At 74.1% G+C, this 26,638-nt stretch carries 22 protein-coding genes; 11 read left to right on the top strand and 11 right to left on the bottom strand.

Translation table 11 applies throughout. The features are described 5' to 3' along the window. Window positions 1–29: 29 nt before the first annotated feature. The 3 genes from ACGFI2_RS11445 (at window position 30) to ACGFI2_RS11455 (ending at window position 3,625) form a co-directional block, all read left to right on the top strand. Complete coding sequence (locus ACGFI2_RS11445) at window positions 30–1,118, top strand: ubiquinol-cytochrome c reductase iron-sulfur subunit (protein ID WP_393514389.1); 1,089 nt, start codon at window positions 30–32, stop codon at window positions 1,116–1,118. After that, the gene (locus ACGFI2_RS11450) at window positions 1,115–2,746 is read left to right on the top strand and encodes a cytochrome b N-terminal domain-containing protein (protein WP_393514392.1); all 1,632 of its coding nucleotides are present in this window, start codon (window positions 1,115–1,117) and stop codon (window positions 2,744–2,746) included. Before ACGFI2_RS11445 ends, ACGFI2_RS11450 begins: the two co-directional genes overlap by 4 nt. Before the next feature lie 204 nt (window positions 2,747–2,950). Next, a complete protein-coding gene (locus ACGFI2_RS11455) occupies window positions 2,951–3,625 on the top strand; it encodes a DUF4142 domain-containing protein (RefSeq protein ID WP_393514395.1) in 675 nt (224 codons plus the stop codon). Between the two features lie 62 nt (window positions 3,626–3,687). Here the strand turns inward: ACGFI2_RS11455 and ACGFI2_RS11460 are convergent, their stop codons facing one another. From ACGFI2_RS11460 to ACGFI2_RS11480, 5 genes are all read right to left on the bottom strand, one after another. Continuing rightward, window positions 3,688–3,975: an Lrp/AsnC family transcriptional regulator gene (locus ACGFI2_RS11460; RefSeq protein WP_043329379.1), complete on the bottom strand. Its 288-nt coding sequence runs from the start codon at window positions 3,973–3,975 to the stop codon at window positions 3,688–3,690. 52 nt (window positions 3,976–4,027) lie between these two features. After that, complete coding sequence (locus ACGFI2_RS11465) at window positions 4,028–4,921, bottom strand: sugar phosphate nucleotidyltransferase (RefSeq protein ID WP_393514398.1); 894 nt, start codon at window positions 4,919–4,921, stop codon at window positions 4,028–4,030. Further along, entirely contained in the window at window positions 4,918–5,457 is a 540-nt protein-coding gene (locus tag ACGFI2_RS11470; protein ID WP_393514401.1) for an NUDIX hydrolase, read from the bottom strand. The genes ACGFI2_RS11465 and ACGFI2_RS11470 overlap by 4 nt, the downstream gene beginning before the upstream one ends. Window positions 5,458–5,506: 49 nt before the next feature. Then, window positions 5,507–7,294, bottom strand: coding sequence for a RelA/SpoT family protein (locus ACGFI2_RS11475; protein WP_393514956.1), 1,788 nt, complete (start codon window positions 7,292–7,294; stop codon window positions 5,507–5,509). Window positions 7,295–7,422: 128 nt separating this feature from the next. After that, the gene (locus tag ACGFI2_RS11480; protein ID WP_393514404.1) at window positions 7,423–9,180 is read right to left on the bottom strand and encodes a DEDD exonuclease domain-containing protein; all 1,758 of its coding nucleotides are present in this window, start codon (window positions 9,178–9,180) and stop codon (window positions 7,423–7,425) included. Window positions 9,181–9,306: 126 nt separating this feature from the next. Between ACGFI2_RS11480 and ACGFI2_RS11485 the strand changes: the two genes are divergently transcribed. The 4 genes from ACGFI2_RS11485 to ACGFI2_RS11500 all read left to right on the top strand — a co-directional run bounded on the left by ACGFI2_RS11485 (window position 9,307) and on the right by ACGFI2_RS11500 (window position 13,900). Continuing rightward, the gene (locus tag ACGFI2_RS11485; RefSeq protein WP_393514407.1) at window positions 9,307–10,704 is read left to right on the top strand and encodes an NYN domain-containing protein; all 1,398 of its coding nucleotides are present in this window, start codon (window positions 9,307–9,309) and stop codon (window positions 10,702–10,704) included. A gap of 275 nt (window positions 10,705–10,979) precedes the next feature. After that, window positions 10,980–11,201, top strand: a complete 222-nt coding sequence (locus tag ACGFI2_RS11490) for a hypothetical protein (RefSeq protein ID WP_393514410.1) — start codon at window positions 10,980–10,982, stop codon at window positions 11,199–11,201. 318 nt (window positions 11,202–11,519) lie between these two features. Next, entirely contained in the window at window positions 11,520–12,779 is a 1,260-nt protein-coding gene (locus ACGFI2_RS11495) for a M48 family metallopeptidase (RefSeq protein ID WP_393514413.1), read from the top strand. Continuing rightward, window positions 12,776–13,900, top strand: coding sequence for a glycosyltransferase family 4 protein (locus tag ACGFI2_RS11500; RefSeq protein ID WP_393514416.1), 1,125 nt, complete (start codon window positions 12,776–12,778; stop codon window positions 13,898–13,900). The genes ACGFI2_RS11495 and ACGFI2_RS11500 overlap by 4 nt, the downstream gene beginning before the upstream one ends. Before the next feature lie 176 nt (window positions 13,901–14,076). Here the strand turns inward: ACGFI2_RS11500 and ACGFI2_RS11505 are convergent, their stop codons facing one another. After that, entirely contained in the window at window positions 14,077–16,203 is a 2,127-nt protein-coding gene (locus tag ACGFI2_RS11505) for an MMPL family transporter (protein ID WP_393514419.1), read from the bottom strand. Window positions 16,204–16,354: 151 nt separating this feature from the next. Between ACGFI2_RS11505 and ACGFI2_RS11510 the strand changes: the two genes are divergently transcribed. Then, on the top strand, window positions 16,355–17,659 hold the full coding sequence (locus ACGFI2_RS11510) for a sensor histidine kinase (RefSeq protein ID WP_393514422.1): 1,305 nt from the start codon (window positions 16,355–16,357) through the stop codon (window positions 17,657–17,659). Then, on the top strand, window positions 17,611–18,279 hold the full coding sequence (locus ACGFI2_RS11515) for a response regulator (RefSeq protein ID WP_393514425.1): 669 nt from the start codon (window positions 17,611–17,613) through the stop codon (window positions 18,277–18,279). The genes ACGFI2_RS11510 and ACGFI2_RS11515 overlap by 49 nt, the downstream gene beginning before the upstream one ends. A 96-nt stretch (window positions 18,280–18,375) precedes the next feature. On the opposite strand, the gene ACGFI2_RS11520 is transcribed toward ACGFI2_RS11515, so the two are convergent. From ACGFI2_RS11520 to ACGFI2_RS11540, 5 genes are all read right to left on the bottom strand, one after another. Further along, on the bottom strand, window positions 18,376–20,130 hold the full coding sequence (locus ACGFI2_RS11520) for a putative bifunctional diguanylate cyclase/phosphodiesterase (protein WP_393514959.1): 1,755 nt from the start codon (window positions 20,128–20,130) through the stop codon (window positions 18,376–18,378). A 4-nt stretch (window positions 20,131–20,134) separates the two neighbouring features. Further along, window positions 20,135–20,947 (bottom strand): SAM-dependent methyltransferase, encoded by an 813-nt coding sequence (locus ACGFI2_RS11525; protein ID WP_393514428.1) that lies wholly within the window; start codon window positions 20,945–20,947, stop codon window positions 20,135–20,137. Window positions 20,948–21,144: 197 nt separating this feature from the next. Next, window positions 21,145–21,813, bottom strand: a complete 669-nt coding sequence (locus ACGFI2_RS11530; protein WP_007072219.1) for a response regulator transcription factor — start codon at window positions 21,811–21,813, stop codon at window positions 21,145–21,147. 7 nt (window positions 21,814–21,820) lie between these two features. After that, the gene (locus tag ACGFI2_RS11535; protein ID WP_393514431.1) at window positions 21,821–23,515 is read right to left on the bottom strand and encodes a GAF domain-containing sensor histidine kinase; all 1,695 of its coding nucleotides are present in this window, start codon (window positions 23,513–23,515) and stop codon (window positions 21,821–21,823) included. Window positions 23,516–23,529: 14 nt separating this feature from the next. Next, window positions 23,530–25,338 (bottom strand): AMP-dependent synthetase/ligase, encoded by a 1,809-nt coding sequence (locus ACGFI2_RS11540; protein ID WP_393514434.1) that lies wholly within the window; start codon window positions 25,336–25,338, stop codon window positions 23,530–23,532. 97 nt (window positions 25,339–25,435) lie between these two features. Here ACGFI2_RS11540 and ACGFI2_RS11545 point away from each other — a divergent pair, with 97 nt between their 5' ends. Then, window positions 25,436–25,891 carry an SRPBCC family protein gene (locus tag ACGFI2_RS11545; protein ID WP_393514437.1) on the top strand — a complete coding sequence of 152 codons (456 nt, stop codon included), beginning with the start codon at window positions 25,436–25,438 and terminating at the stop codon, window positions 25,889–25,891. A gap of 42 nt (window positions 25,892–25,933) precedes the next feature. Next, window positions 25,934–26,638, top strand: a complete 705-nt coding sequence (locus ACGFI2_RS11550) for a hypothetical protein (protein ID WP_393514440.1) — start codon at window positions 25,934–25,936, stop codon at window positions 26,636–26,638.

Below are 26,638 nucleotides of genomic sequence, written 5' to 3' on the forward strand. Positions count from 1 at the left end.
ACCGGCGCCACGCGTAGCGAGGTGACGGCATGAGCACCCACACCGAGCACCAGGCCCAGCAGGGTCGGGAGCCGGTCGACGTGAACGACCCCCGGCTCTCCCGGTTCGACATCGTCCAGGAGGGCGCCCGGCGGGACGACATCGAGATCGTCCACTACGAGGAGCAGGTGGTCCGGGGCAGCAAGGCCGAGCGCCGGCTGACCCGTACGGTCGCCCTGATGTTCCTGCTGACCGGCGTCCTCGCCACCGCCTTCCTGGTGATCTACATCTGGTGGCCGTGGCAGTGGGAGGCCGGTCGCGGTGGCGACAAGCTCTACACCCCGCTGCTCGGCCTGACCCTGGGCCTGGCCCTCCTCGGCATCGGCTTCGGCATCCTCACCTGGGGCAAGAAGCTGCTGCCGAAGGAGGTCTCGATCCAGGACCGGCACGACCAGGCGGCCAACCCGGAGGATCGCAAGATCACCGGCGAGACCATGCTCTACCTGGCCGACGAGCTCGGCGTGAAGCGCCGGCCGCTGCTCGGCATCTCGCTGCTCGCCGGCCTGGCGCCGGTCGGCGCGGTCGTCGCCGCGCCGCTGATCGGTGGCCTGATCGAGCAGCCGCACAAGAACAACCAGATGTTCACCACCGGCTTCGCGCCGGCCGAGGGCGGTGAGAAGATCCGGCTGATCCGCGAGGACGGCCGGCCGATCCGCCCGGCGGACGTCAGCGTCGGCGGCCAGCTCACCGTGTTCCCGGGCATCGAGGGCGGGGTCAGCAACAAGCACGCCGACTCGCCGACCCTGCTGATCCACCTGCGCGAGGACGACGCGCAGAAGTCGCGCGCGGCCAACGAGCGCAAGGGCCACGGCAACTACATGTGGGGCAACTTCGTCGCGTTCTCGAAGATCTGCACGCACGCCGGTTGCCCCGCCAGCCTCTACGAGCAGCAGACCAACAGGCTGCTCTGCCCCTGCCACCAGTCCCAGTTCCTCATCACCGACAACGCCAAGCCGATCTTCGGCCCGGCGAACCGGCCGCTGCCGCAGCTGCCGATCGAGGTGGACGAGGAGGGCTTCTTCGTGGCGAGGTCCGACTACACCGAAACCATCGGTCCCGACTTCTGGGAGCGGCCATGAAGCGCCGAAAGTTTGATCCGGCCGCGCTGCCGGCCAAGACCGCCGGGGCGGTGGACGACCGCTTCCAGGTCGCCACGCCGCTGCGCAAGCTGCTGAACAAGGTCTTCCCCGACCACTGGTCCTTCCTGCTGGGCGAGATCGCGCTCTTCTCGTTCATCGTCCTGCTGCTGACCGGTGTGTTCCTGACCTTCTTCTTCGAGCCGACGATGACCGAGGTGACCTACGACGGCAGCTACGCGCCGCTGCGGGGCACCCCGATGTCGGCGGCGTACAAGTCCAGCCTGGACATCTCGTTCGACGTCCGCGGCGGCCTGATCATGCGGCAGATGCACCACTGGGCGGCCCTGCTGTTCATGGCCGCGATCGTGGTGCACATGCTCCGGGTCTTCTTCACCGGCGCGTTCCGCAAGCCGCGTGAGACCAACTGGATCATCGGCTCGCTGCTGTTCTGGGTCGGCTTCCTGGCCGGCTTCACCGGCTACTCGCTGCCGGACGACGGCCTGTCCGGCACCGGTCTGCGGATCGCCTCCGGCATCATCCTGTCGATCCCGGTGATCGGCTCCTGGGTCAGCTCGTCGATCTTCGGCGGGGAGTTCCCCGGCACCATCATCATCAGCCGCTTCTTCATCGCCCACGTGCTGCTCATCCCGGGCCTGCTGGTGGCGCTGATCAGCGTGCACCTGGGCCTGGTGTTCAAGCAGAAGCACACCCAGTGGCCCGGCCCCGGCCGGACCAACGACAACGTGGTCGGCGAGCGGATGTTCCCGCGCTACGCGCTCAAGCAGGGCGGCTTCTTCATGGTCGTCTTCGGCGTGATCGCGCTGATGGGCGGCCTCTTCCAGATCAACCCGATCTGGTACTTCGGCCCGTACGAGGCGTGGGTGGTCTCGGCGGCCAGCCAGCCCGACTGGTACGTCATGTTCCTGGACGGCTCGACCCGACTCATGCCGGCTTGGGAGATCCGCATCCCGATCGGCGACGGGTACGTCATCCCGCCGCTGTTCTGGCCGACGGTCGTGCTCCCCGGCATCCTGGTGGGCCTGTCGACGATGTACCCGTTCCTGGAGGCGCGCCGCCTCAAGGACTACAAGCACCACAACCTGCTCCAGCGGCCCCGGGACGTGCCGGCCCGGACCGCCGTCGGCGCCATGGCGGTCGCCTTCTACATCGTGCTGACGCTCTCCGGCGCCAACGACGTGATCGCCGAGAAGTTCCACATCAGTTTGAACGCGATGACCTGGGCCGGCCGGATCGGTCTGCTGGTGCTCCCGCCGCTGGCCTACTACCTCACCTACCGGCTCTGCCTGGGGTTCCAGCAGCACGACCGGGAGGTGCTGGCCCACGGCGTGGAGACCGGCATCATCAAGCGGCTGCCCGACGGCCGGTTCGTCGAGGTCCACCAGCCGCTGACGTCGACCGACGGGCACGACGGTCACGCGCCGGCGCTGGACTACGTCGGCTGGGTGGTGCCGAAGAAGATGAACAGGCTCGGTGCCCTCGGGCCCGCGATCCGGGGCTTCTTCTACCCGATCGAGAAGCCGGCCGAGGCGCCGGTCTCGCCGGGGCACCCGCCGGTCGAGCCCCGGCCCGAGCGGGAGGAGATCAGCAGCGGCGAGAGCCGTCGCTGACCCTTCCGGGTACGACTGACCGTGGCGCCCGCCGGATTCGTCCGGCGGGCGCCGCGGGCGTTTCCGGCCCGCGTGTCCGGGTGAGGCGGGCCCCGCCTGCCGCCTCGCGCTCCCGGCCGCCCCGACCCGGACGGGTGGAATCGCAGGAATAACCCCGGTCAGCCGGGTATCCGTGCGGTCCGACGTCTCATGGGGGAGGAACGCATGTGGGGAATCAAACGCCTGGGTCTGCTGGCCGCGCTGGTGGTCGTGGGGCTGGCGCCCGCCGCCGCGGCGCAGGCCGCGGCGCAGCCGTCGACGCAGGACACCCAGTATCTGCAGGCGGTGCACCAGGTCAACCTGTTCGAGATCACCGCGGGTAACCTGGCCCAGCAGAAGGGCCAGAACCAGCAGGTCAAGGACCTGGGCAAGATGTTCGTGACGGACCACACCCAGCTGGACCAGACGGTGCAGTCGACCGCCCAGCAGCTCAACGTGAAGTTGCCGGCCGACCCGACCGCCGACCAGCAGAAGGTCCTCGACAAGTTGAACGGCCTCAACGGGGCCCAGTTCGACAAGGCGTGGGTCACCGCGCAGCTCGCCGGCCACGTCCAGGCCATCCAGGCCACCCAGACGGAGATCTCGCAGGGCTCCGAGCAGTCGGTGGTCCAGGTCGCCCAGGACGCGTTGCCGGTCCTGCAGGCGCACTACGACGCGTTGGTGGCCCTGGCGCAGACCCTGGGCGTCCCGGTGCCGCAGACCAGCGCCAGCGGTACGGCCAGCCCGGGCGGCACCACGTCGCCGGGGACCGGCGGCACCGAGTCGCCGGCTCCGGGCGGCAACGGGACCGAGGAGCCCGCTCCGGGCACCACGGAGACCCCGGCGCCCGCGCAGAGCTGACGCACCCGTACGGCCGACGGTGGCCGGCCCGCCCTCACCGGGGCGGGCCGGCCCTCCGCTTCTCAGTCGGCGCTGGCCAGCCCGATCGCGAACGCCTCCTCCAGGTCGTGCTGGGAGTAGGCGCGGAACGCGATGTGCGACTCGGTGTTGAGCACGCCGGGCACCTTCGAGATGCTGCCGGCGATGACCTGGGCGATCTGCTCGAACTCGCGGACCCGGACCATGGCGATCAGGTCGACGTGCCCGGCCACCGAGTAGACCTCGCTGACGCCGGGCAGGTTGGCCAGGGTCTCGGCCACCTCGGGGATGGAGTCGGTGGCGCAGTCGATCAGCACGATCGCGGTGATCACGGGACGTTTCTCCGTTCGTCGGCGACGAGGCCCATGCTAAGGCCCGGTGCGGTCAACGCGTGGCCGGGACGGTCAGGTCGGCGCCGGCCCGGATCACGCCGTGCAGGCGTTCCCCGGCGGCGACGGTCGCGCCCGGCCAGATCACCGACCGGTCGACCGCTCCGTGCACCCGCGCGCCCGCGCCGACCACCGAGCGGGTGACCGGCCCGTCCACCGTGGCGGACGGATCGACCAGCCCGTCCGGGCCGGCGGCGTGCAGGTTCGCGGCCAGGTAGTCGGCCGGCGTGCCGGTGTCGTAGAAGGTGCCCCGGTAGGGGACCACGGTCAGCGCGCCGGCCGCCTCCGCCGGCCGCCACACCGCCCGGACCAGGTCGCCGAACTCCGCCGGCAGGTCGCGGACCAGCCGCCAGGGCAGCAGCGAGAACCCGACGAAGCGGTGGCCGGCGAAGGTGCCGGGGGCGGCCGGGTCGTCCGCCGGCTGGCCGAGCAGGCGTACGCTCCGCCCGTCCCAGCCGTCGAGCAGCGCGGCCACGTCCGCGCCGGGCGGGGCCGCCGGGTCGGCGAGGTACGCGTCGGCGTTGCCGACCAGCACGCCCCGCCCGTCGATCCAGTCGCGCAGCCGTCCCACGCCACCCGCGGTGCCCAACGGGTCGCCCGGCTCGACCGAGAGGTGGGCCCGGTCGCCGACCCGCGCGACCACCTGCCCGCCCAGGTAACAGGCGTTCACCGCGATCCGGTCCGGGTAGGTCAGCCCGAGCCCGGCCAGCCGGGCCAGCGCCCGGTCGAGCAGCGGCACGTTGCCGACCGGGCAGAGCGCCTTCGGCACCCGCTCGGTCAACGGCCGCAACCGGGTGCCCTCGCCCGCCGCCAGCACCACCGCGCACACCTCGACGCCCGCCGGCGGCCCGCTGTCCGCCGCCGGGCCGTCCGCGTCGGGGGTGGTCACGAGGCCGGTGGCGCCGCCGGCGGGACCTCGCCGGCGCGCGGGCCGATGCCGTAGTGGGCCAGCAGGTTGGCGGTGGCGCGGCTGAGCCGGGGCAGGTCGTCCAGTGGGTGCCAGGCGGCCTCGAACACCTCGGCCCCGTCCACCTTCAGCTCGGTGCGCGACGCCGGCACGTCCGCCTCGAAGACCACGTCCACCCAGCCCTTGGCGTGCACGACCGCGTTCGGCACGGCCGGGCGGAGCCGGTCGGGGGAGAGCCGGACGCCGGACTCCTCGTGCAGCTCCCGGGCCGCGCCGACCACCGGCGCCTCACCGCGTTGCAGCAGGCCGGCCGGGAGGCTCCAGCTGTGACCGGGCGGTTGGCGCAGCAGCAGGATCCGCCCCGCGCCGGTGGCCTCCGCGTCCCGGACCATCGTCACCGCGCCTACGATGTACTTCGGCACGGCGAGCCGGACCAGCCGCCGCCGCAGCGGGACCGGGAGCCGATAGAAGAGCCGGTAGCCGAGGGCCCGTCCGGTGGCACGCGCGCGGGGGATCATGCCGTCCAGGCTAGTGGCCGGCCGGGGGCCGCGGGCGAACGCCCTTCGTCTACTGCCGGTGGTCGACCAGGTCGATCAACTGCTGCACCACCGTGTCGGGCTCGACCGAGCGGTCGAAGACCGCCACCAGCAGCGTCTCCAGGTCGGGATAGCCCAGTTCCTCGGAGAGCCGCAGCAGCGGCAGGTCGCTGGCCAGGCCCCGGTTGTGCTTGCGCAGCGCCAGGCCGATCGACGCCCGGCCGAGACGGACCTTGTCGGCGATCGAGATGCCCGGCTCGGTGTGCTCGGCGAACCACCGGTTGATCTGCATCTGGGCGTGCGGGGACTTGACGAACCCCAGCCACTCCCGGCGCGGCCCGCGCGGGGCCACGTCGACCTCGAAGCCGCTCTCCGCGTCGCTCTCGGTGAAGATCTCCACCACGTCGCCCTCCTCCAGCTCGGAGGAGAGCGGGGCCAGCCGGCCGTTGACCCGGGTGGCGAGGCAGTGGTCGCCGCGTTCGGTGCCCAGCTCGTAGGCGAGGTCGACCGGGGTGGCCCCGGCCGGCAGCACCACCTGCCGGCCGTCGGCGACCACCTGGATCTGTGCCTCCGCCAGGTCGCAGCGCAGCGACGCCATGAACTGGGTCGGGTCGACCGTCTCCTGCTCCCAGTCGAGCACCCGGCGCAGCCAGGCCAGCTCCTCCGCGCGGTCGGCGGCCCGGCTCGCGGCCCGGGGGAACCGGTAGTGGGCGGCCACGCCGTATTCCGCGGCGCGGTGCATCTCGGTGGTGCGGATCAGCACCTCCACGGTGCGGTCCTGCGGGCCGCAGACGCTTGTGTGCAGCGACCGGTAGAGGTTGTTCTTCGGCGAGGCGATGAAGTCCTTGAAGCGGCCCGGCACCGGACGCCAGAGCCCGTGCACGGCGCCCAGCGCGGCATAGCAGTCGGTCGGCGGGCCGTCCACCACGATGGCGATCCGGGGCAGGTCGAACGGGGCGGCGTGGTCGCCGGCGACCGTGTCCTTCCAGATCGAGTAGAGGTGCCGTGGGCGGGGGGAGACCCCGGCGTCCACCCGGCTGCGGCGCAGCGCCGCCCGGGTGCGGGCCACGACGTCGGCCAGGTAGGAGTCCCAGCCCGGCCGGTCGTGCACGAACCGGGCGATGCGCGCGTGCTCGTCGGGCCGCAGGTGCAGCAGCACCACGTCGTCCAGCTCGCGCTTGAGGGTCTGGATGCCCAGCCGGTCGCAGAGCGGGACCAGCACCTCCAGCGTCTTGCGGGCGATCCGTTCCCGCGAGGCGGCGGAGCGGACCCCGAGCGTGCGCATGTTGTGCAGCCGGTCGGCGAGCTTGATGACCAGCACCCGGACGTCCTTGCCGGCCGCCACGATCATCTTCCGGACGGTCTCCGCCTCGGCGGCCTTGCCGTAGAACGCCTTGTCGAACTTGGTCACGCCGTCGACCAGGTGGGCCACCTCGCGACCGAAGTCCTCCTGGAGCGCCTGGAGCGTGTAGCGGGTGTCCTCCACCGTGTCGTGCAGCAGCGCGGCGACCAGCGTGGTGGTGTCCATGCCGAGGTCGGCGCAGATCTGCGCCACCGCGAACGGGTGGGTGATGTAGGGCTCGCCGCTCTTGCGGAACTGACCGCGGTGCATGTTCTCCGCGATCGTGTAGGCCCGGCGCAGCACCGACGCGTCGGCGCTGGGGTGGATGCCACGGTGGGCGCGGACCAGGGCGGTGACCGGGTCGCCGTCGGCGGTGGGCCAGGTGAGCAGGGAGCGCAGCCGGCGGGTGAGCGGCAGCTCGCCCTGGGTCGGAAGGGAGCCGCCCAGGGCGGCGCCGTGTCCGGCGTCGACGTCCACCTGGGACACCTCCTCACCCCGGCCCTCGACCGCCGGGGACCGGCGACCGGGAGCAGGCCCGCGAATCGGGCAGGACTGCACTCCTTCAACAGCCTAAGGGAGCCGACGTAGTCCGATCGGACACTTGGTCATGAGCGTTCGGTCGAGAATCGGTGGGATCCGCCGTTCTCGGCCTTGGCCAGCAGGTCACGGAACCGCCCCGCACCGGCCACCGGGGACGCCCATCCGGCGGTCGCCTCGACCAACCGGGTCTCGTCCCGCTCCAACCAGGACAGGATCCGCTCGGTCTCCTCGGCGGTGGCGGCCGGCACCGGACCGTGCCCGGGCAGCACCGTCTCGGCGGTGGCCCGGATCGCCGCGATGGTCGGTCGAGGGTGGACACCCGGCGGGGACACCCCGGCCCCGGCCAGCCGGCCGTGCCGGACCAGGGCCAGCTCCCACCCGCCCCGGGCGGCCGGCCGGGCGGCGGCCAGCTCGGCGATGCCGGTCAGCGCGGCCAGCCGCTGCATCCGGACCGCCGCGCGCAGCACCGCGGCCAGCCGCCCCCGGACCACTGCGGCCTCCTCGTAGCGGTGGGCCGCGGAGAGCACCTCGATCCGGGCGAGCAGGGCGTCGACCACCACCGCGGGATCGTCGCGGGTGGCGGTGCGGAACGGGGCGGCGGCGCGGTGCTCGTACTCCTCCGGGGTGATCAGGTGCTCGCAGGGCGCCGGGCAGCGACCCAGCTCGGCCAACGCGCAGGCCGGCGTGGTGGTGCGCCGGGAGAGCCGGTGGGTGCACTGGCGCAGCGGCACCGCGTCGTGGAAGCCGGCGGCGGCCAGCTCGGCGGCCTGCTTGGACCGGAACGGGCCGAGGTAGGCGGTGTCGGCGGGCCCGAGGCCACGCACGACCGACAACCGCGGGTAGGCCTCGTCGGTGAGCTTGAGCCAGACCTGGCGCTCCGGATATTTCGACCGACGATTGTACGGCGGGGCGTGCGCGGCGATCAGCCGCAGCTCACGGACCTCCGCCTCCAGCGAGTGGGCGCACTCGACCGCCTCCACCCGCTCGGCGGCGGCCAGCATCTCGGAGATCCGGGCCCGTTTCTCGGCGGCGGTGAAGTAGCTGCGCACCCGGGTGGCGATGTCGCCGGAGGTGCCGACGTAGAGCGGCCGGTCGTCGGCGGCCCGGAAGATGTAGACGCCCGGCACCTTCGGCAGCCCGTCGGCGAGGTGCCGCTTGCGACGCTGGGTCGGGGTGACCGCGCGGGCGAACTCGATCGCCTCGCCGACCGTGTCGACGCGGTGCCCGCCCAGCCGGCCGATCAGCCCGTGCAGCACGTCGACCGTGGCCTTGGCGTCGTCCAGCGCCCGGTGGTTGGGTTGGGTGGCGGTGCGGAAGTAGGCGGCGAGCGTGCCCAGCTTCCGGTTGGGCACCTCGTCGCGGGTGAGCACCCGCCGGGCCAGCGCGGCCGTGTCCAGCACCCGAGGGTTGGGCCAGGGATAGCCGTGCCGGGCGCAGGCGGCCTTGAGGAAGCCCACGTCGTAGGGGGCGTTGTGGGCGACCAGCACGGCGTCGGTCAGGAACTCCAGGAAGCTCGGCAGCACCTGCTCGATCGGCGGGGCGGGCAACAGCATGGCCTGGGTGATGCCGGTCAGCACGGTGATGAACGGCGGGATCGGCACGCCCGGGTTGACCAGCGTGGCGAGGACGCCCAACTCCTCGCCGCCACGGACCTTGACCGCGCCGATCTCGGTGATCCCGCCGCCGTCCGGCGCGCCGCCGGTGGTCTCCAGGTCGACCACCACGAAGGTGGTCGCGTAGAGCGGCAGCGCGGGATCGACGCCGCCGCCCGCCGCCCGGTCCAGACCGGCCAGGGCCTCCTGGACGTACTCCGTTCCCGTCACCTGCGGGACGGTAACGGCACGGTCCGACACTCCCGTCACTCCGGTCCCGCTGCTACCACGGGGGTACGATGAGAGATCGGCTCACTCACCGGGTGGTGGGCCCGGTCGGGGTGGGAGACTTGCCACATGCCCCTCGCCGAGCCGCATGACGACCGCTCCTCCGCGGAGGAGCCGGTGGTCGGCGCGCCCGAGGCCGGTGAGGATGCCTCGACCGTCGAGCCCGAGCCCACGCTCCCCGAGCCGGTGCGGCAGCGGATCGTCGCGCTGACCGCCGCGGTGCTTCCCGGACTGCCCGGCGACGAGGTGCCGGTGCCACTGCGCCGGGTCGCCAAGTTCGCCCCCAACCGGCGGGCCCGGCTCGGCGCTCCGGTGATCGCCGCCCAGCTCACCGCCGATTCGCTGTTCCGGCAGCGGGTCACCGCCCGGGTACTGGCCGACGCCGGCGACCTCGGTGCGGCGGTGGTGGAGGGCACCGCGCCGGCCGCGGCCGACCCGGTCGAGGTGGCCGCCCTGGCCTACCTGGCCCGGCCGCAGGGCTGGCGGGAGCTGATCGAGGCCAGCGGCGAGGCGGTACGCGCCGAGGCGGACAGCGCGGTCGTGGCCGAACTGGTCCGCGAGGCCGAACAGCGGGCCACCCGCGCCGAGCACGACCGGGCGGTGGCCCGGGTCGAGGCCGAGAAGCTCCGCGACGAGCTGGCCCGGGTCCGCGAGGAGCTGGGGCAGCTTCGCGAGGAGGCCCGCCAGTTGGCCCGTACCCTGCGGGAGACCCAGGCCCGCGAGCGCAAGGCGACCGAGTTGCTGGCCACCGAGCGGGGCCGAGCCGCCCGCGCGGCGGCCGACGCGGACGCCGAGCTGCGCCGCGCCCGGGCCCGGCTGGCCGAGGCGGAGGCCACCGCCGGGGTGGCCCGGGCCAGCGCGAAGGAGGCCCGTTCGGTCGACGACGCCCGGTTGTGGCTGTTGCTGGAGACGATCGGCCAGGCGGCCGTCGGCCTGCGCCGGGAGCTGGCCCTCGACCCGGTGGACACGTTGCCGGCGGACTTCGTCGCCGACGCGTTCGCCGACCAGCCGGGCGCCGTGCCGGCCGGCGCGGCGACACGGGCCCGGGACACCGACGACCCGGCCCGGCTCGACCAGCTCCTCGCCCTGCCGCGGGCGCACCTGGTGGTGGACGGCTACAACGTCACCAAACGCGGCTTCGGTGAGATGTCGCTGGAGCAGCAGCGCAAGCGGCTGATCACCGGGTTGGGTGGGATCGCCGCGCAGACCGGTGACGAGGTCACCGTGGTCTTCGACGGCGCCGAGCGGATCCACGGGCTGCCGCCCGCGCCGCGGGGCGTGCGGGTCCTCTTCTCCCGCAAGGGCGAGACCGCGGACGACCTGATCCGCCGGCTGGTCCGCGCGGAGCCGGCCGGCCGGCCGGTGGTGGTGATCTCGTCCGACCGCGAGGTCGCGGACGGGGTACGCCGGCACGGCGCGTACCCGCTGGGCGCCGACTCCCTGCTGCGCCGGCTCGCCCGCTCCTGACCCGCGAGCCCGCTCCGCCCGCTGATGGCGCGGCGCGGCCGGTGGCGCGGCCGGTGGTGCGGCCGGTGGTGCGAGATCGACTCCAGATCGGCGAGGTGGCGGGGTCGAGGGCGGTCTGATCGCGCCACTTCGGGGTACTGGTGGCTGGATGATCGTTTTCGGGGTGGGTGCTGCCTCGTTGTCCGGTTCTGTCGTACCCGCCGCATAGCCTTCCGGTGACCGACGGTGGTGGTCCCTTCCCCGACCGCCACCGGCGACCGCGTCAGGAGGCGTTCATGCTCATCGACTGCGACGGCTGCGGCATCCGCGGCGCCGGCTGCTCCGGTTGCCTGGTGACCGCGCTGCTCGACCCCGACTCCCCGGCGGCCGACCTGGGCCCGGCCGAGCACCGGGCGATCGAGGTGTTCGCCCGTGCCGGCTTCGACGTGGAGGTGCTGGCGCCGGCGGTCGCACCCGCGCCCGCACCCCGTCGCTCCATCCGCCGCCGGGTCGCCTGACCCCAGCTCTTCGGCCGGCGTGGCTCTTCGGCTGGCGTCGCTCTTCGGCTGGCGTGGCTCTTCGGCTGGCGTCGCTCTTCGGCTGGCGTCGCTCTTCGGCCGGCGTGGCTCTTCGGGCCGCGTCGCTCTTCGGGCCGCGTCGCCCCTTCGGGCGGCTGATCCGGAAGCTGGGGCCCACAACCGCCGGCACCCGGAGCGCGCCGGCGCAGATCCGCGCCGGGCACCGGGGCCGGCCCGCTCCGACCGGGCAATAGGATGGGCGGTCACGGTGGAGGGGAGCGGCATGACGCGGACGGGTCGCGACGGCGGGGTGCGGCGGTGACGCCGCGCGCCTGGGCGCTGCTCACCCTGGCCGCGCTGGCGGTGGCGCTGGTCGTGGCCGTGGCGCTGCTGGTGCCGTGGAGCCGGCCGCCGGCGCCCCGCGCCGACCAACTCGCCGCGCTGCGGACGCTCCCGGTCGAGCAGGTGGCCCGCGGCCGGGCCTTCCACGACGCGCTGCGCCCGGCCGGCTGGTCGGCGCTCGGGCTCGGGCTGGTGGTGGCGCTGCTGCTCGGCCTCACCCCGCTGGGCGGGCGCCTGGTCGAGCTGGCCGGCCGGCCGTTCGGCGGGCACTGGATCGCCCAGGCCGTGCTCGGCGGACTGGGCGTCATGTTCCTCGCCGACCTACTCACGCTGCCCTTCTCGGCCTGGCGGCGCACCGTGCTGGTGCGCTACGGGCTGAGCACCCAGGGCTGGGGTGGCTGGGCGGTCGACCTGCTCAAGTCGTACGCGGTCAGCGCCGTCATCGGCGCGCTGGTCCTGCTCGGCTTCTACGCGGTGGTCCGGGTCGCCCCCCGCTGGTGGTGGGCGTTCGGCGCGGCCGGCGCCGCCGCGCTCGTGGTGGTGCTGTCGTTCGTGCTGCCGGTGCTGGTCGAGCCGGTGTTCAACCGGTTCACCCCGATGGAGCCCGGTCCGCTGCGCACCGAGCTGACCACCATGGCCGCCCGGGACGGCGTTCCGGTCCGCGACGTGCTGGTCGCCGACGCGTCCCGGCGGACCCGGGCGGTCAACGCCTACGTCTCCGGGCTCGGGCCCACCCGGCGGGTCGTGGTCTACGACACCCTGCTGCGCGAGGCCGAGCCGGCGGAGGTGACCAGCGTGGTCGCGCACGAGCTGGGCCACGCCAAGGACCGGGACGTGTGGACCGGCACGCTCATCGGCGCGCTCGGCGCCGCCGCCGCGGTGGTGGCCCTCTACCTGGTCGGCTCCTGGACGCCGCTGCTGCGCCTGGCCGGCGTCGACTCGATCGCCCAACCGAGGGCGTTCCCCCTGCTGATCGCGCTGGTCACGGTGGCCGGTCTGGTCGCCACCCCGGTGCAGGCGCTGGTCTCCCGCCGGGTGGAGGCCCGGGCCGACGCGCACGCGCTGGCGCTCACCCGCGACCCGGCGACCTTCGAGGCGATGCAGCGTCGGCTGGCCGGGGTGAACCTGGCCGACCCCGATCCGCCGCGCTGGGAATACCTGTGGTCCGCCTCCCACCCGTCCACCGTGGAGCGGATGGCCGCCGCCCGCGCCTACGCCAGGGAGTCGGACCGATGAGCCGCACCTTGCTGATCACGAACGACTTCCCGCCGCGTCCCGGCGGCATCCAGTCCTTCGTGCACCACCTCGCGGTACGCCAGCCACCCGGTTCGGTGGTGGTCTACGCCTCGACCTGGCGGGGGGCGGAGAAGTTCGACGCCGACCAGCCGTTCGAGGTGGTCCGGGAACGCACCAAGGTGCTGCTGCCCACGCCGCTGGTGGCCCGCCGGGCGGCGCGGCTGGCCCGGGCGTACGACTGCGACACGGTGTGGTTCGGCGCGGCGGCCCCGCTGGGGTTGCTCGCGCCGGGGCTGCGCCGGCGGGCCGGGATCGGCCGGGCGGTGGCGTTGACCCACGGGCACGAGGTCGGCTGGGCGGCGCTGCCCGGCGCCCGGTCGGCGCTGCGCCGGATCGGCCGGGGCGTGGACGTCACCACCTATCTCGGCGAGTACACCCGGGTCCGGCTGGCCCGGGCGCTGGACGGGCTGACCGAGCTGCGCCGGCTCGCGCCCGGCGTGGACGTGGAGACCTACCACCCCGACGTCGACGGTGAGCGGGTCCGGCTGCGTCTCGGGCTCGCCGACCGGCCGGTGGTGGTGTGCGTGTCGCGGCTGGTGCCGCGCAAGGGGCAGGACACGCTGATCCGGGCGTTGCCCGAGATCCGCCGCCGGGTCCCGGACGCGGCGCTGCTGGTGGTCGGCGGCGGGCCCTACCGGGCGACGCTGCAGAAGCTGGCCCGCCAGGCCGGGGTGGAGCGGGACGTGGTCTTCACCGGCTCGGTGCCCTCGGCCGAGCTGCCCGCGCACTACGCGGCCGGGGACGTCTACGCGATGCCCTGCCGCACCCGCAACCGTGGCCTGGACGTCGAGGGCCTCGGCATCGTCTACCTGGAGGCGAGCGCGACCGGCCTGCCGGTGGTGGCCGGCGACTCCGGCGGCGCGCCGGACGCGGTCCGCGAGGGCGAGACCGGGTACGTGGTCCGCGGCCGGGACACCGCCCAGCTCGCCGACCGGGTGGCCACCCTGCTCGCGGACCGGGACCTGGCCCGCCAGTTCGGCGCGGCCGGCCGCGCCTGGGTCGAACGGGAGTGGCGCTGGGAGACCCAGGCCGAGCGGATGGCCGCGCTCCTCGCCGGCTGACCGGCGTCCGAGCGGTTCCCACCGGCCACCGCCGTCCCGTTTTCCGCCCCACCCATGCGCCCCGTCGTGCCCGGACGCGTCGAGCGCGCCGCCCGCCCGCCCCCGAGCCGCGCCCGTCCCGAGGGCGAGGTCGTGGCGCTCCGGGCGGACGGCGCGGGTCCCTCGGCGACGACGTGTTAAGCGGGGGCCCCTTCTCTACCGAATGCGTTAAGCGGGGGCCCCTGCTTACGCTCGGCGGGGCGACGCGACAACCGCCCCGGCCACCAGGTACGCGCGCCCAGGTCCAGGGTCAGCGCCGGGATCAGCAGGCTGCGCACCAGGAACGTGTCGAGCAGGATGCCGACCGCCACGATCACCCCCATCTGCACCGACGGCACCAGCGGCAGCACCAGCAGGGCGCCGAAGGTGGCCGCCAGCACGACGCCGGCGCTGGTGATGACACCGCCGGTGACGGTGAGCGCCCGCAGCACGCCGAGCCGGTGCCCGATCAGCTCCGTCTCCTCCCTGGCCCGGGTCATCAGGAAGATCGTGTAGTCCACGCCGAGGGCGACCAGGAACAGGAACGCCTGCAGGGGAACCCCGACGAACAGGTGCGGGTGGCCCAGCGCGTCGAGCAGCAGCCCGGCCCCGCCCATGGCAGCCGCGTAGGTCAGGACCACGCTGGCCATCAGCAGCAGCGGCGCGACCAGCGCGCGCAGCAGGAGCACCAGGATCACCAGGACGACGGCGAGCACCAGCGGGATGACCACCCGGTTGTCCCGGTCCACCGTGCGCCGCTCGTCGAGCAGCGTCGCGGTCCGACCGCCGACAAGCGCCTCCGAGTCGGGCACCGCGTGCACGGCGTCGCGCAGCCGGGTCACCGTGTCCCGGGCCGCGGTGCTGTCCGGCGCGTCGGCGAGGACCGTGGTGACGCGTACCCAGCGGCCGTCGGAGGATCGCTGCGGCTCGGTCAGTTCCGCGACGCCCGGCACCGTGCGGGCGGCGGCCACCACCCGCTCCGCCGCGCCCGCGGCGGCCACCACCTCGACCGGCGCGGCGGACCCGCCCGGGTAGTGGTCGGCGACCAGCCGCTGCCCGGTGACCGAGCCGACCTCGGTGGTGAAGGACTCGTCGTCGGGCAGGCCGAGGCTGAGGTTGCCGATGCCGAGCGTCAGCACGAGCAGCGCGGCGGTGGTGCCCACCCAGACCATCCGTGGTCGGCTGCCGGCCAGGCGGGCGATCCGCCGCCACACGCCGTGATCGGTGGCGCGGTCGCGCTCGTCCGCGCCGGCGGCGTGACGCGGCACGAACGGCCAGAACAGCCACCGGCCGAACAGGACCAGCATCGCCGGCAGCAGCGTGGTCATCGCCAGCAACGCGGCGACGATGCCGACCGCGCCGACCGGGCCCAGCCCACGGGTCGCCGGCAGGTCCGCCGCGAGCAGGCAGAGCAGTCCGAGCGCGACCGTCGCCGCGGAGGCGCAGATCGCGCCGTACGAGCGGCGCAGCGCTGTCGCCATCGCGGCGTGCCGGTCGGCGTGCCGGCGCAGCTCCTCCCGGTAGCGGGCGATGAGCAGCAGGGCGTAGTCCACGCCGACGCCGAAGACCAGCACGGTGAGGATGGTCTGGCTCTGGAAGTCCACCGCCAGCCCGGCGTGCCGGGCCAGCAGGTAGACGGTGGCGCCGGCGAGCTGGTTGGCGACGCCCACCGCGATCAGCGGCACCAGCCACAGGACCGGACTGCGGTAGGTGATCAGCAGCAGAAGGGCGACGGTGACCGCGGTGGCCAGCAACAGCGCGCCGTCCATCCCGTCGAACGCGTCCCAGACGTCGCTCTCGGCGGCCGCGTCGCCGGTCAGCGCGGTACGCAGGCCCGATGGCACGTCCTCGGTCAGTCGTTCCTTCATGGCGGCCACCCCCTCGGCGCGCCGCTCCTCGTCGAGGCTGACCGGAAGCGAGAACAGCAGCGCCCGGCCGTCGGCGCTCGGCACCGGCGGGGACACCACGCCGCCGTCGGCGTACCCGGCGAAGGCGGCCCGGTCGGCGTCGGCCCGGGCCCGGTCGGCGGCGGTGAGGCCGCTGTCGCGGACGTACACGGCGACGGCCAGCTGCCGCCGCGAGTCGGGGAACGCGGCCTCGACCCGCTGCGCGGCCCGGCTGCTCTCGACGCCGGCCGGCAGCGCGCCGAGCGTCGAGTTGTCCTGCGTCTCGCCCAGCTTCACGGCGAGCGGGCCGGCGACCGAGAGCAGCACCAACCAGAGGACGAGAACGGCGTACTTGGCACGGCGGCCGGCCGGTAGACCGGCCGTTCGGTGCGGGGACATCAGGTTTCCTCTCGCTCGTCGCCCGGGTGGACCACACGGGCCTCCCTAGATCCTGCGAACCGACGGGCCGGCGGTCAGGGGTGCCGGCACGCCTTCTCGGGTGGTGCCAGCACCACCGGCAACCGGGCGGCCGTGCCGGAGAATGAGGTTCGTGGACGCATCGGTACGCGTACTGCTTCGGACCTGGCTGCGGCCCGCCGCGGTGACGGCCGCCCAGGGGCTGCTGATCGCGCTGCTGTCGTTGACCACGCACGTGGCCCTCTTCGTGCTGTCGCTGGCCGCGCTGCTGTTGATCCCGGCGTTCGGCGTCGGATTCGCCGTCTTCCCGGTGGTCACCGCCGCGGTCCGGGTCTGCGCCGGCCTGCACCGCCGGCTGGCTCGCTGGGGCGGCGTCGAGATGGCCACGCCCTACCTGCCGGCGCCGGCCGGCGCCCGGTTCGGCACCTGGCGGCGGTTCCGCTGGGTGGTGGGCGACCCGGCGACCTGGCGGGATCTGGCCTGGCTGCTGCCCGGCGCGGTCACCGGCGCGGTGTGCCTGGCCGCGTTCGTCCTCCCGCTGTACGGCCTGGAAGGGCTGATCGGCGTGCCGCTGGTGCTGCGCGCCTTCGGCGTCTGGTACGGCTACGGTCCGTTCTGGCCGCTCGACGGGCTCGTCGAGGCGCTGCTCTGCTTCCCGATCGGCGCGTTCCTGCTGGCCGTCGGTACGGCGGCCGGGCGCTGGCTGGTCTGGCTGCACGTGACGTTCGCCGGGTTCTTCCTGCCCCCGACCCGCGGCGCCGAGCTGGCGCTGCGGGTGCGCCAGCTCACCGTCACCCGGACCGAGGCGGTGGACGCGCAGGCCGCCGAGCTGCGCCGGATCGAACGGGACCTGCACGACGGCGCGCAGGCCCGGCTGGTCGCGCTGAGCATGAGCATCGGGCTGGCCGAGCAACTGGTCCGCGACGACCCGGAGGCGGTCCGCGGGCTGCTCGCCGAGGCCCGGGAGACCACCGGCCAGGCCCTGGCCGAGCTGCGCGGGCTGGTCCGCGGCATCCACCCGCCGGTGCTCGCCGAACGCGGCCTGTCCGGCGCGGTACGGGCGCTGGCGCTGGCCGTGCCGCTGCCGGTGGAGGTCACCGTCGACCTGCCCGGCCGGCCGGCGGCCCCGGTCGAGTCGGCCGTCTACTTCGCGGTCGCCGAGGCGCTGGCCAACGTCGGCAAGCACAGCGGGGCGACCCGGGCGTGGGTGGAGCTGCGGCACGCCGCCGGGCGGTTGACCGCCGTGGTCGGTGACGACGGCCGGGGCGGGGCGGCGTCGCTGGCCGGCGGCGGGCTGGCCGGGACGGGGCGCCGGCTGGCCGCGTTCGATGGGACGATGGCGGTGACCAGTCCGGCCGGTGGGCCCACCGTCGTCAGCATGGAGTTGCCGTGCGAGTTGTCATCGCCGAGGATCTCGCCCTCCTCCGGGACGGGTTGACCCGGATCCTCGAGGCGTTCGGCTGCCAGGTGGTGGCGGCCGTCGACAACGGACCCGCCGTGCTGCCCGCGCTGACCGCGCACCGGCCGGACGTCGCGGTGATCGACGTACGGCTGCCGCCGACGTTCACCGACGAGGGTCTGCAGGCGGCCGTGCGGGCCCGCGCCGAGCTGCCCGGGCTGCCGGTGCTCGTGCTGTCCCAGCACGTCGAGCAGCTCTACGCGCGGGAACTGCTCGCCGATCGGCGGGGCGGGGTCGGCTACCTGCTCAAGGACCGGGTGTCCCACGTGGACCAGTTCGTCGACGCGGTGCGCCGGGTCGCCGCCGGCGGCGCCGTGATGGACCCGGAGGTGGTGGCCCAGCTGCTGGCCCGCCGGGACGGCGCCGGGCCGCTCGCCGAGTTGACCGCGCGGGAGCGCGAGGTGCTGGGCCTGATGGCCGAGGGCCGGTCGAACGCGGCGGTGGCCGCCCGGCTGTTCGTCACCGAGAAAGCCGTCGACAAGCACATCAACAGCATCTTCAGCAAGCTGCGGATGCCGCCGTCCGGCGACGACAACCGGCGGGTGCTGGCCGTGTTGGCCTACCTGGACGGCTCCGACACCCGCCGCCACCCGAGCTGACCGCGGCGCTCCCGCGCGCGGCCGCGGCCCCGCGCTCGGCCCCAGGTGTTGAGCGGGGCCCCTCCTGCACCGAATGCGTTAACAAGGGGCCCCGCCTTACGCCGCGGGCACCCGGCCGAGGTGCTGCACCGCCGGGCCGGGGCGGCCGAAGAGCCAGCCCTGCCCGGCGTCGCAACCGATGGCGCGCAGCCGGTCCGCCTGGTGGGCCGTCTCCACCCCCTCGGCGGTGACGGTGAGGTCGAGAGCGTGCGCCAGCGAGACCAGCGAGGCGAGGATCCGCTCGTCGGTGCGACCGTCCGAATCGCCGGCCGGCGTGCGCAGCCCGGTCACGAACTCGCCGGCCACCTTCATCTCGTTCACCGGCAGGTCCCGCAGGTAGGCCAGGTTGCAGTAGCCGGTGCCGAAGTCGTCGATGGCCACCCGGACGCCGAGGTCGCCCAGCACCCGCAGCGCCCGGACCGGCTCGACCACGGTGCTCATCATGGTGCTCTCGGTGATCTCCAGTTGCAGCCGGTCCGGGGACAGGCCGGTGCGCCCGAGCACGCCCCGCACCTCGGTCACGAGGTCGGGGCGGTGCAGTTGGCGCACGGCCAGGTTGACGCTGACGAACGGGGCGTCCGTGCTCGCCGCCGTCCAGGTGCCCGCCTCGCGACACGCCTCGGCCAGCACCCAGCTGCCGAGCCGGACGATCAGGCCGGTCTCCTCCGCCAGCGGGATGAAGCTGTCCGGCCGGAGCACGCCGAGCTCCGGGTGCCGCCAGCGCACCAGCGCCTCCATGCCGAGCAACCGGCCGTCCCGCAGCGACGTCAGCGGCTGGTAGTCGAGGTAGAACTCGCCCCGGTCCAGGGCGGCCGGGATCGCCGCGGAGAGCGCGTACCGGGCCAGCTCCCGGCGGTTGCGGTCGGCGTCGAACAGCGACCAGCGGGCACCGCCGGCCGCCTTGGCCCAGTGCAGCGTGCTGTCCGCCGCGCGCATCAGCTCCATCGGCGAGGTGCCGGAGACCGGCCGCTCGACGATGCCGATGCTGGCCGACACGGCCAGCTCGTGCCCGTCGACAAGCGCCGGCTCGCGCATCGCGTCCAGGGCCGCCTCGGCGACCTTCACCGCGTCGTCGGTGCCGGCGGTGTGCTCGACCAGGATCACGAACTCGTCGCCGCCGAGGCGGGCCACCAGGTGCTCGCCGAGCGCCCGGCGCAGCCGCTGGGCGACCGCGACCAGCAGCGAGTCGCCGACCTGGTGGCCGTGGGAGTCGTTGACCACTTTGAACCGGTCCAGGTCGAGGAAGCAGACCCCGACCCGGTCGGCGCCCCGCCCGGGCGTGGTGATCGCGGCGGTCAGCCGCTCGGTGAACAGGGTGCGGTTCGGCAGGTCGGTCAGCGGGTCGTGGGTGGCCTGGTGCCGGAACCGGGCCTCGCTGTCCCGCAGCGCCCGTTCGGCGTGCGCCCGGGCCATCATGGCGGCCCGGCGGATGGACTCCTGCTCGTCGAGCGTGCGGTCGCGCAGCGCCCGCGCGTACCCGGTGGCGACGGTGGCGAGCAGCCGGGCCATCCGGTCCTCGACGTCGTCGACGACGAGGTCGAGGTCGCGCACCAGCCGGAGCTGGATCACCTCGACGGTGCGGCCCAGCCCTTCGGCGGAGGCGATGTGCGACTGCACCAGCTCGGCGCCCACCTGCTGGCCGATCCGCAGGTCGAACGGGTCGGCGCGCAGCGCCTGCGCCAACCGGTCGGTGAGCCGTTGCAGCACCTCCTCCAGCTGGGCCTGGGTCATCGGCAGGTAGCTGGTGCCGGAGACCGCCTTGGCCCAGGCCCGGGCGAAGACGCCGGGGCGGCGGCCCGCCGGCGCGGCCATGTGGTCAGGCACCGAGCCGCCCGACCCCGCCCATGAAGACCGCCCGTTCGGCGTTCTCCGCCTGGTCCGGTGCGTCCGGCCGCCACTGCGGCACCCACACCACGCCCGGGTCGACCAGCTCGAAGCCGTCGAAGAGCGCGGTCAGCTCGGCCCGGCCGCGGATGAACAGTTGGCTGTCGGTGCGCCGGTAGACCCGCTCCGCCTCGGCCCGTTCGCCGGTGTCGTCGCGGCCGTCGTCGCTGGCCTGGGAGAGCACCAGGTGGCTGCCGGGCGGCAGCGCCGCGCGCAGGGTCCGCAGGATCTCCTCCGGCCGGTCCGAGTCCGGGACGAAGTGCAGCACCGCCACGATCATCACCGCGACCGGCTCGGAGAAGTCGAGCAGCCGGGTGACGTCCGGATGGCGCAGGATCGCCGCCGGGTGGCGCAGGTCCTCCTGGACCACCACGGCCCGCTCGTTGCCGGCCAGGATCTCCTGGCTGTGCGCCACCGCCACCGGGTCCACGTCGACGTAGACCACCCGGGACTCCGGGGCGATCCGCTGGGCGATCTCGTGCACGTTGCCGACAGTGGGGATGCCGGAGCCGATGTCCAGGAACTGACGCACCCCGGCCTCGGCCAGGTAGTGCACCGCCCGCCGGAGGAAGGCGCGGTTGGCCTGCGCCATCAGCGGGGCCTCCGGCACCGCCTCCACCATCGCCCGGGCGGCGGCCCGGTCGGCCGCGAAGTTGTGCGACCCGCCCAGGTAGTAGTCGTACATGCGGGCGACGCTCGGGCGCTCGATGTCGATCGTCTCGGGTGCCCAGTCCGGCCGCTGCATGTCCCTGCCCCTTGGGTGTCGGCGACTCGCGGCCTCACCGCCGCGCGGATCACCCGGGTATTCTGCCCGCCCGCCGTCGCGGTGCAAAGACCACCGTCGTTACGCGTCCGGCCGTTCACTCTGCGCGGTCGCGCCCGCCCGGAATGCCGGAGAGGCCCGCGTCCGGCGTACGGACGGGGCCTCTCCGGCGGCGGACGTCAGAACTTCGGCGCGTCCGGGGCCTCCAGCAGCCCCAGCCGCAGCGCGGTCATCAGCGCCTGGGCCCGGTTGGCCGCGCCCAGCTTCTCGTAGAGCTTGGAGATGTGGGTCTTGGCGGTCGACTCGCTGACGAAGAGCTGCTTGGCGATGCCGGCCACGCTCATGCCGTCGGCGAGCAGCCGCAGCACCTGACCCTCGCGCGGGGACAGCTGCGGGCCGGACGGGGCCAGCCGGCGCTTCATCGCCTCGGCCAGGTCGGCCGCGGTGAACGCGCTGGGGGAGGAGGCGGCGTGCCGGGCGGCGGCCACCACCTCGTCGGCCGGTGCGGTCTTCGGCACGAACGCGCTCGCCCCCGCCTCCAGGGCGCCGAAGAGCTGGTCGTCGCCGGCGTACATGGTGAGCACGACGATGCCCATCGAGGCGCTGGACTTGCGCAGGGCGCGGGTGGCCTCGAGGCCGCTGCCGTCGGGCAGTCGCAAGTCCATGATCACCACGTCGGGCTGGAGCGCGCCGGCCTGGCGCACGCCCTCGGCGGCGGTGGCGGCCTCACCCACGACCTCGAACTGCCGGTCCCGCTCGAAGGCGTGTCGCAGACCCTTGCGGATCAGGTCGTGGTCGTCGACAAGGAGAACCTTGGTCCGGGTGGCCGGTGTCGGGCTAGTGGTCATCCTCGGGTTACTCCCCTTCTGCTGCTGCGGCGCTGCCGCGCACCCTATCGCGCCGGGGCGACGAGCCGAGTACCACCGCCACGGTTGTGCCGCTGGGTTGCCGCGGCCTGATCTCCAACCGGCCTCGGATACGTTCCGCCCTCTCCGCCATGATCGCAAGACCATAGTGCCCCTCGGGGCGCTGGTCACCGATGCCGTGACCGTCATCCGACACTTCGATCCGAGCGTACGGGGGATCCACCTCACACGTGACCCAGAGGTTCGACGCGCCGGCGTGCTTGCGCGCGTTGGTCACCGCCTCCTGCGCGATGCGCAGCAACTCGGCCTCGGTGGCGGCCGGCAGCCGGGCGGTGGACTCGTCCAGGGACAGGTTCACCCGCAGACCGCCGGAGGCGCCGACGGTGCGGGCGTACTCGGCGATGGCGGCGGCCAGGCCGCCGTGCCGGTCCACCTCGCTGCGCAGCTCGAACAGGCTCAACCGCAGCTCCTGGATCACCCGGGTGACCTCCTGCCGCAGCGTGCGCAGCGAGTCGGCGGTCTCCTCGGCGTCGTCGTGCACGGTGGCCAGCGCGTTGTCGATGCCGTAGCCGACCATGACCAGCTCCTGGGCCACCCCGTCGTGGATCTCCCGGGCCAGCCGCTGCCGCTCCTCGTTGGTGGCCAGCGAGCGCACCTCGTCGAAGAGCAGCGCGGCCTCCAGCCGCAGCGCCGCCGGGCCGGTCAGCGCGGTCACCCGGGACACCACCGGCGGCGGGTACGCGGCGCCGGCGTCCGCCTCGATCACCACCAGGCCGACCGTGCGTACGCCGGCGACCAGCGGCACGATCAGCGCCGACACCTCCCCGGAGTGTCGGGACCGGGCCTGCGAGCGGGTCGAGACGGTCGGCTGCTGGGTGGCCCAGGCGTCGGCGATGGCCGAGTCGGCGTCGAGCGTGGTCTCCCAGTCGACCCGGTCCGCCCCGACCTGCGCGAGCACCACCAGCCGGCCGCCGCCGCTGGCGGAGAGCACCGCGCCGCGGTCGGTCTTCGCGACCACCCGCAGCTCCTCCAGCAGGTGCTCGGAGATGCCGCCCGGGTCCAGGGTGGCGCCGGGCAGCTGGCGGGCGACCGTACGCAGCTGGGTCAGCAGGCGGGTGGCCTCGGCGTACGGCTGGGGTTTGCCCTCGCCGCGGACCCGCATCACCCGCTGCAGCGTGGCGGCGGTGTAGAGGCCGAGGCCGGCCAGGATCAGCCACTGGGCGCAGACCGCCAGGTAGCCGACCTGGCCGAGCTGCGGCTCGCCGCCGACCTCGGTGAAGGCGGCGCTGACCAGCAGCGTCGCCGCCGCCACCGCGAGCAGCGCGGCGCCCTCGCGGAACCGGCGGCGCAGGGCGGTCACGGTGACCGGCACGGCGAGGTACGGGAGCACCGCGGACGCGCCCAGCCCGTCGGTCACGCCGGTGAGTTGGGTGTCGGCGGCGACCTGGCTGGCCGCCAGCCCGAGCACCACCACCTCGGCGAAGCGGCTGATCGGGGCGAGCAGCCGGTGCTGCGGGGCGAGCACGGCGGGCAGCCCGGCGAGGCCGAGCAGGACGATCCACCAGAGCTGGGCGGGGTCGCGGGTGGCGAACAGGGTCAGGGCGGCGACCAGCGCGAGGAGGACCGCGCGGGCGCCGACCGCGAGAAGCTGGGTCTGCGGCTGTCCGGATGTGGAGGCGGGCACCTGACGGATGGTAGTCAGCGCTGGTAGATCTCGGCGATCTCCGTGGCGTACGTCTTGTGCACGACCTGTCGCTTGACCTTCAGCGACGGGGTCAGCTCGCCGGTCGTCTCGGTGAAGTCCTGCGGCAGGATCCGGAACACCTTGATCGCCTCGGCCTTGGAGACGGACAGGTTGGCCTGGTCGACCGCGGCCTGCACCTCGGCCCGCATCGCCTCGTCGTCGCGCAGGTCGGCCGCGGTGGTGGTCTCCGGGCGTCCGTGCCCGGCCAGCCAGTTCGGCAGCGCCTCCTCGTCGAGGGTGACCAGCGCCGCGATGAACGGCCGGCGGTCGCCGACGACGACGCACTGGCTGATCAGCGGGTGCGCCCGGACCTGGTCCTCCAGCACCGCCGGGGCGACGTTCTTGCCCGCGGCGGTCACGATGATCTCCTTCTTCCGGCCGGTGATGCTGAGGTAGCCGTCCTCGTCGAGCTGGCCCAGGTCGCCGGTGCGGAACCAGCCGTCGGTGGTGAGCGCCTCGGCGGTGGCCGCCTCGTTGTGCCAGTAGCCCTGGAAGACGATGTCCCCGGAGATCAGGATCTCGCCGTCGTCGTCGATCCGGACGGTGACGCCGGGCAGCGGGCGGCCGACCGTGCCGATCCGGGTGCCGGTGGGCAGGTTGGCGGTGGCGGCCGGCGCGGTCTCGGTGAGGCCGTACCCCTCGCAGATGGTCACCCCGACGCCGCGGAAGAAGTGCCCGAGCCGGGCGCCGAGCGGCGCGCCGCCGGAGATGGCGTCGCGGCACCGGCCGCCCATCGCCGCGCGCAGCTTGCCGTAGACCAGCTTGTCGAAGAGGGCGTGCTGGGCGCGCAGCGCCAGGCCCGGGCCGCCGGGGGTCTCCTGGGCCTCGCTCCAGGCGATGGCGACCTTCTCCGCCCGGTCGAAGATCTTGCCCTTGCCGTCCGCCTCGGCCTTCTGCCGCGCGCCGTTGTAGACCTTCTCGAAGACCCGGGGTACGGAGAGCACGAACGTCGGCTTGAAGTCCTGCAGCTCGCCGACCAGGTTGCTGGTGTCCGCGCAGTGCGCCATGGTGGCCCGGGCCTGCACCACACCGACCTGGATGAGCCGGGCGAACGCGTGCGCCAGCGGCAGGAAGAGCAGGGTGGAGGCGCCCTCGCGGAACAGGTTCGGCAGCACCGGCACCGCGTTGGCGATGTCGGCGTAGACGTTGCGGTGGGTCAGCACGCAGCCCTTCGGCCGGCCGGTGGTGCCGCTGGTGTAGATGATCGTGGCGATGTCGTCGGCCTTGAGCATCGAGCGGCGCACCTCGACCTCGGCCGGGTCCACCGACGCGCCGGCGGTGACCAGCTCGTCCACCGCGGCCAGCTCGATCTGCCAGACCTCGCGCAGCTCGGGCAGCCGGTCCCGGACGCCGGCGACCATGGTCGCGTGGGCGGTGCTCTCCACCACCACGGCCACCGCGCCGGAGTCGCCGAGGATCCAGGCGGCCTGCTCGGCGCTGGAGGTCTCGTAGATCGGCACGGTGACCGCGCCGGCCGCCCAGATCGCGTAGTCGAACAGGGTCCACTCGTAGCGGGTGCGGCTCATCAGCGCGACCCGGTCGCCGGGGGAGACGCCGGCGGCGACCAGGCCCCGGGCCACCGCGACCACCTCGTCCCGGAACTGTCGGCAGGTCACCTCGACCCGGGACGCCGGCCCGGCGTCGCCGGTGGTCCGGACGAACTGCACGGCGTCCGGGGCGACCTCGGCGTTTTCCCAGACCGGGTCGGTCAGGTTGGCCGCGTCGCCGACGGTGACGATCGGCGGGACGGAGAACTCGCGCACCTGCACTCCCTCGTGCTCGCACCGGCCGGGGCCGGCCTGGTCGGCTCAGTCGAAACCTACCCGCCCGCCTGGCCGGGCGGCCGGGTAGCCTCCCCCCATGGCGGACTCCTCCACCCAGTCGATCATCATCGGCGCGTCACCGGACCAGGTGGCGGCGGTCATCTGTGACTTCCCCCGCTACCCGGAGTGGACCGAGGCGGTGCGGCGGGCCGAGGTGGTCGAGGAGTACGAGGACGGCTACGCCAGCCAGGTCCGGTTCACGCTGGACGCGGGCGTGCTGGCCGACGAGTACGTGCTGGCCTACGAGTACGCCGAGGACATCTCCCTGATCGAGTGGCGCCTGGTCGCGCCGTCGCGGATGCAACGGTCCCAGCGCGGGTCGTACGACCTGGTCGGCAACCCGGACGGGACGACCACGGTGACCTACACGCTCGAGGTGGAGCTGTCGGTGGCGATGCTCGGCATGTTCCGCCGCAAGGCCGAGAAAATGATCATGGATGCGGCGTTGAAGCAGCTCAAGCGCCGGGTAGAAACATCCGGTGCGGCAGACTGATCCCGATCGCCGTCCCGGTCGTCACGCTTGAGGAGCCGAACCATGGGCACCACCGATCCGGGTTCGGCCCGGGAAGAGGCCGAGCGCCTCGTCGTCACGTTGCTGGCCACCGCGCGGCTCGCCGCCGCCTCGTCCGGGGCGGGCCAGGGCCCGCTCGGTGGGATTCTCTCGGGTGTCCTCGGTCACAGCCCGGGTGACGCCGGCACCGGTTTCGCCACCGGCTCGCCGGAATGCTGCGTCTGCCCCCTCTGCCGCGGGATCGCGGCGTTGCGTGACCCGAGTCCGGAATTCGCCGAGCGGCTCGCCACCGGCGCCGGTGATCTCGCGGCCGGCGTAGCCAGCATGTTGCGGGCGTTCGCGCCGCCGGCGTCGGGCGGACCGGCCGCACCGGCGGAGTCGCCGGAAACTCCGGCGCCGGCCGGCCCGGGCGGTCCCGCGCCGACCGGGTCCTCGGACCACGTGTGGCGCGAGGCGACCCGTACCGGGCATGATTCTCAGCCGGCACCCGAGCAGGACGTGTGGTCCGCCGCCACCCGGGGGGAGGGCGCGGCCGATCCGGGTGCCGTCGACGGCTCCAGCTCGTGGCGTGGCGTCAGCCGCCCCGGGACGGAGCCGTCGGAGCCGCCCGCCGACGCCGCCGGGCCGGACGAGCCGGCGTCCAGCCGGCCGCCGGCCGGCCGCCCGGCGGTGCCCGCCTCGCGGGCGCCCGGCGAGGCGGGCGCGGACACTCCAGGCGACGGGGCCTGA

It is taken from the genome of Micromonospora sp. NPDC049282 (assembly GCF_043197045.1).
GTDB lineage: Bacteria > Actinomycetota > Actinomycetes > Mycobacteriales > Micromonosporaceae > Micromonospora.

Bases quoted from the DNA above. Each gene is read 5' to 3' on its own strand.
- ACGFI2_RS11530 (WP_007072219.1), bottom strand. From the start codon at position 21,813: ATGACCACTAGCCCGACACCGGCCACCCGGACCAAGGTTCTCCTTGTC.
- ACGFI2_RS11500 (WP_393514416.1), top strand. From the start codon at position 12,776: ATGAGCCGCACCTTGCTGATCACGAACGACTTCCCGCCGCGTCCCGGC.
- ACGFI2_RS11445 (WP_393514389.1), top strand. From the start codon at position 30: ATGAGCACCCACACCGAGCACCAGGCCCAGCAGGGTCGGGAGCCGGTC.
- ACGFI2_RS11455 (WP_393514395.1), top strand. From the start codon at position 2,951: ATGTGGGGAATCAAACGCCTGGGTCTGCTGGCCGCGCTGGTGGTCGTG.
- ACGFI2_RS11490 (WP_393514410.1), top strand. From the start codon at position 10,980: ATGCTCATCGACTGCGACGGCTGCGGCATCCGCGGCGCCGGCTGCTCC.
- ACGFI2_RS11545 (WP_393514437.1), top strand. From the start codon at position 25,436: ATGGCGGACTCCTCCACCCAGTCGATCATCATCGGCGCGTCACCGGAC.
- ACGFI2_RS11525 (WP_393514428.1), bottom strand. From the start codon at position 20,947: ATGCAGCGGCCGGACTGGGCACCCGAGACGATCGACATCGAGCGCCCG.
- ACGFI2_RS11450 (WP_393514392.1), top strand. From the start codon at position 1,115: ATGAAGCGCCGAAAGTTTGATCCGGCCGCGCTGCCGGCCAAGACCGCC.
- ACGFI2_RS11520 (WP_393514959.1), bottom strand. From the start codon at position 20,130: ATGGCCGCGCCGGCGGGCCGCCGCCCCGGCGTCTTCGCCCGGGCCTGG.
- ACGFI2_RS11470 (WP_393514401.1), bottom strand. From the start codon at position 5,457: ATGATCCCCCGCGCGCGTGCCACCGGACGGGCCCTCGGCTACCGGCTC.
- ACGFI2_RS11550 (WP_393514440.1), top strand. From the start codon at position 25,934: ATGGGCACCACCGATCCGGGTTCGGCCCGGGAAGAGGCCGAGCGCCTC.
- ACGFI2_RS11505 (WP_393514419.1), bottom strand. From the start codon at position 16,203: ATGTCCCCGCACCGAACGGCCGGTCTACCGGCCGGCCGCCGTGCCAAG.
- ACGFI2_RS11485 (WP_393514407.1), top strand. From the start codon at position 9,307: ATGCCCCTCGCCGAGCCGCATGACGACCGCTCCTCCGCGGAGGAGCCG.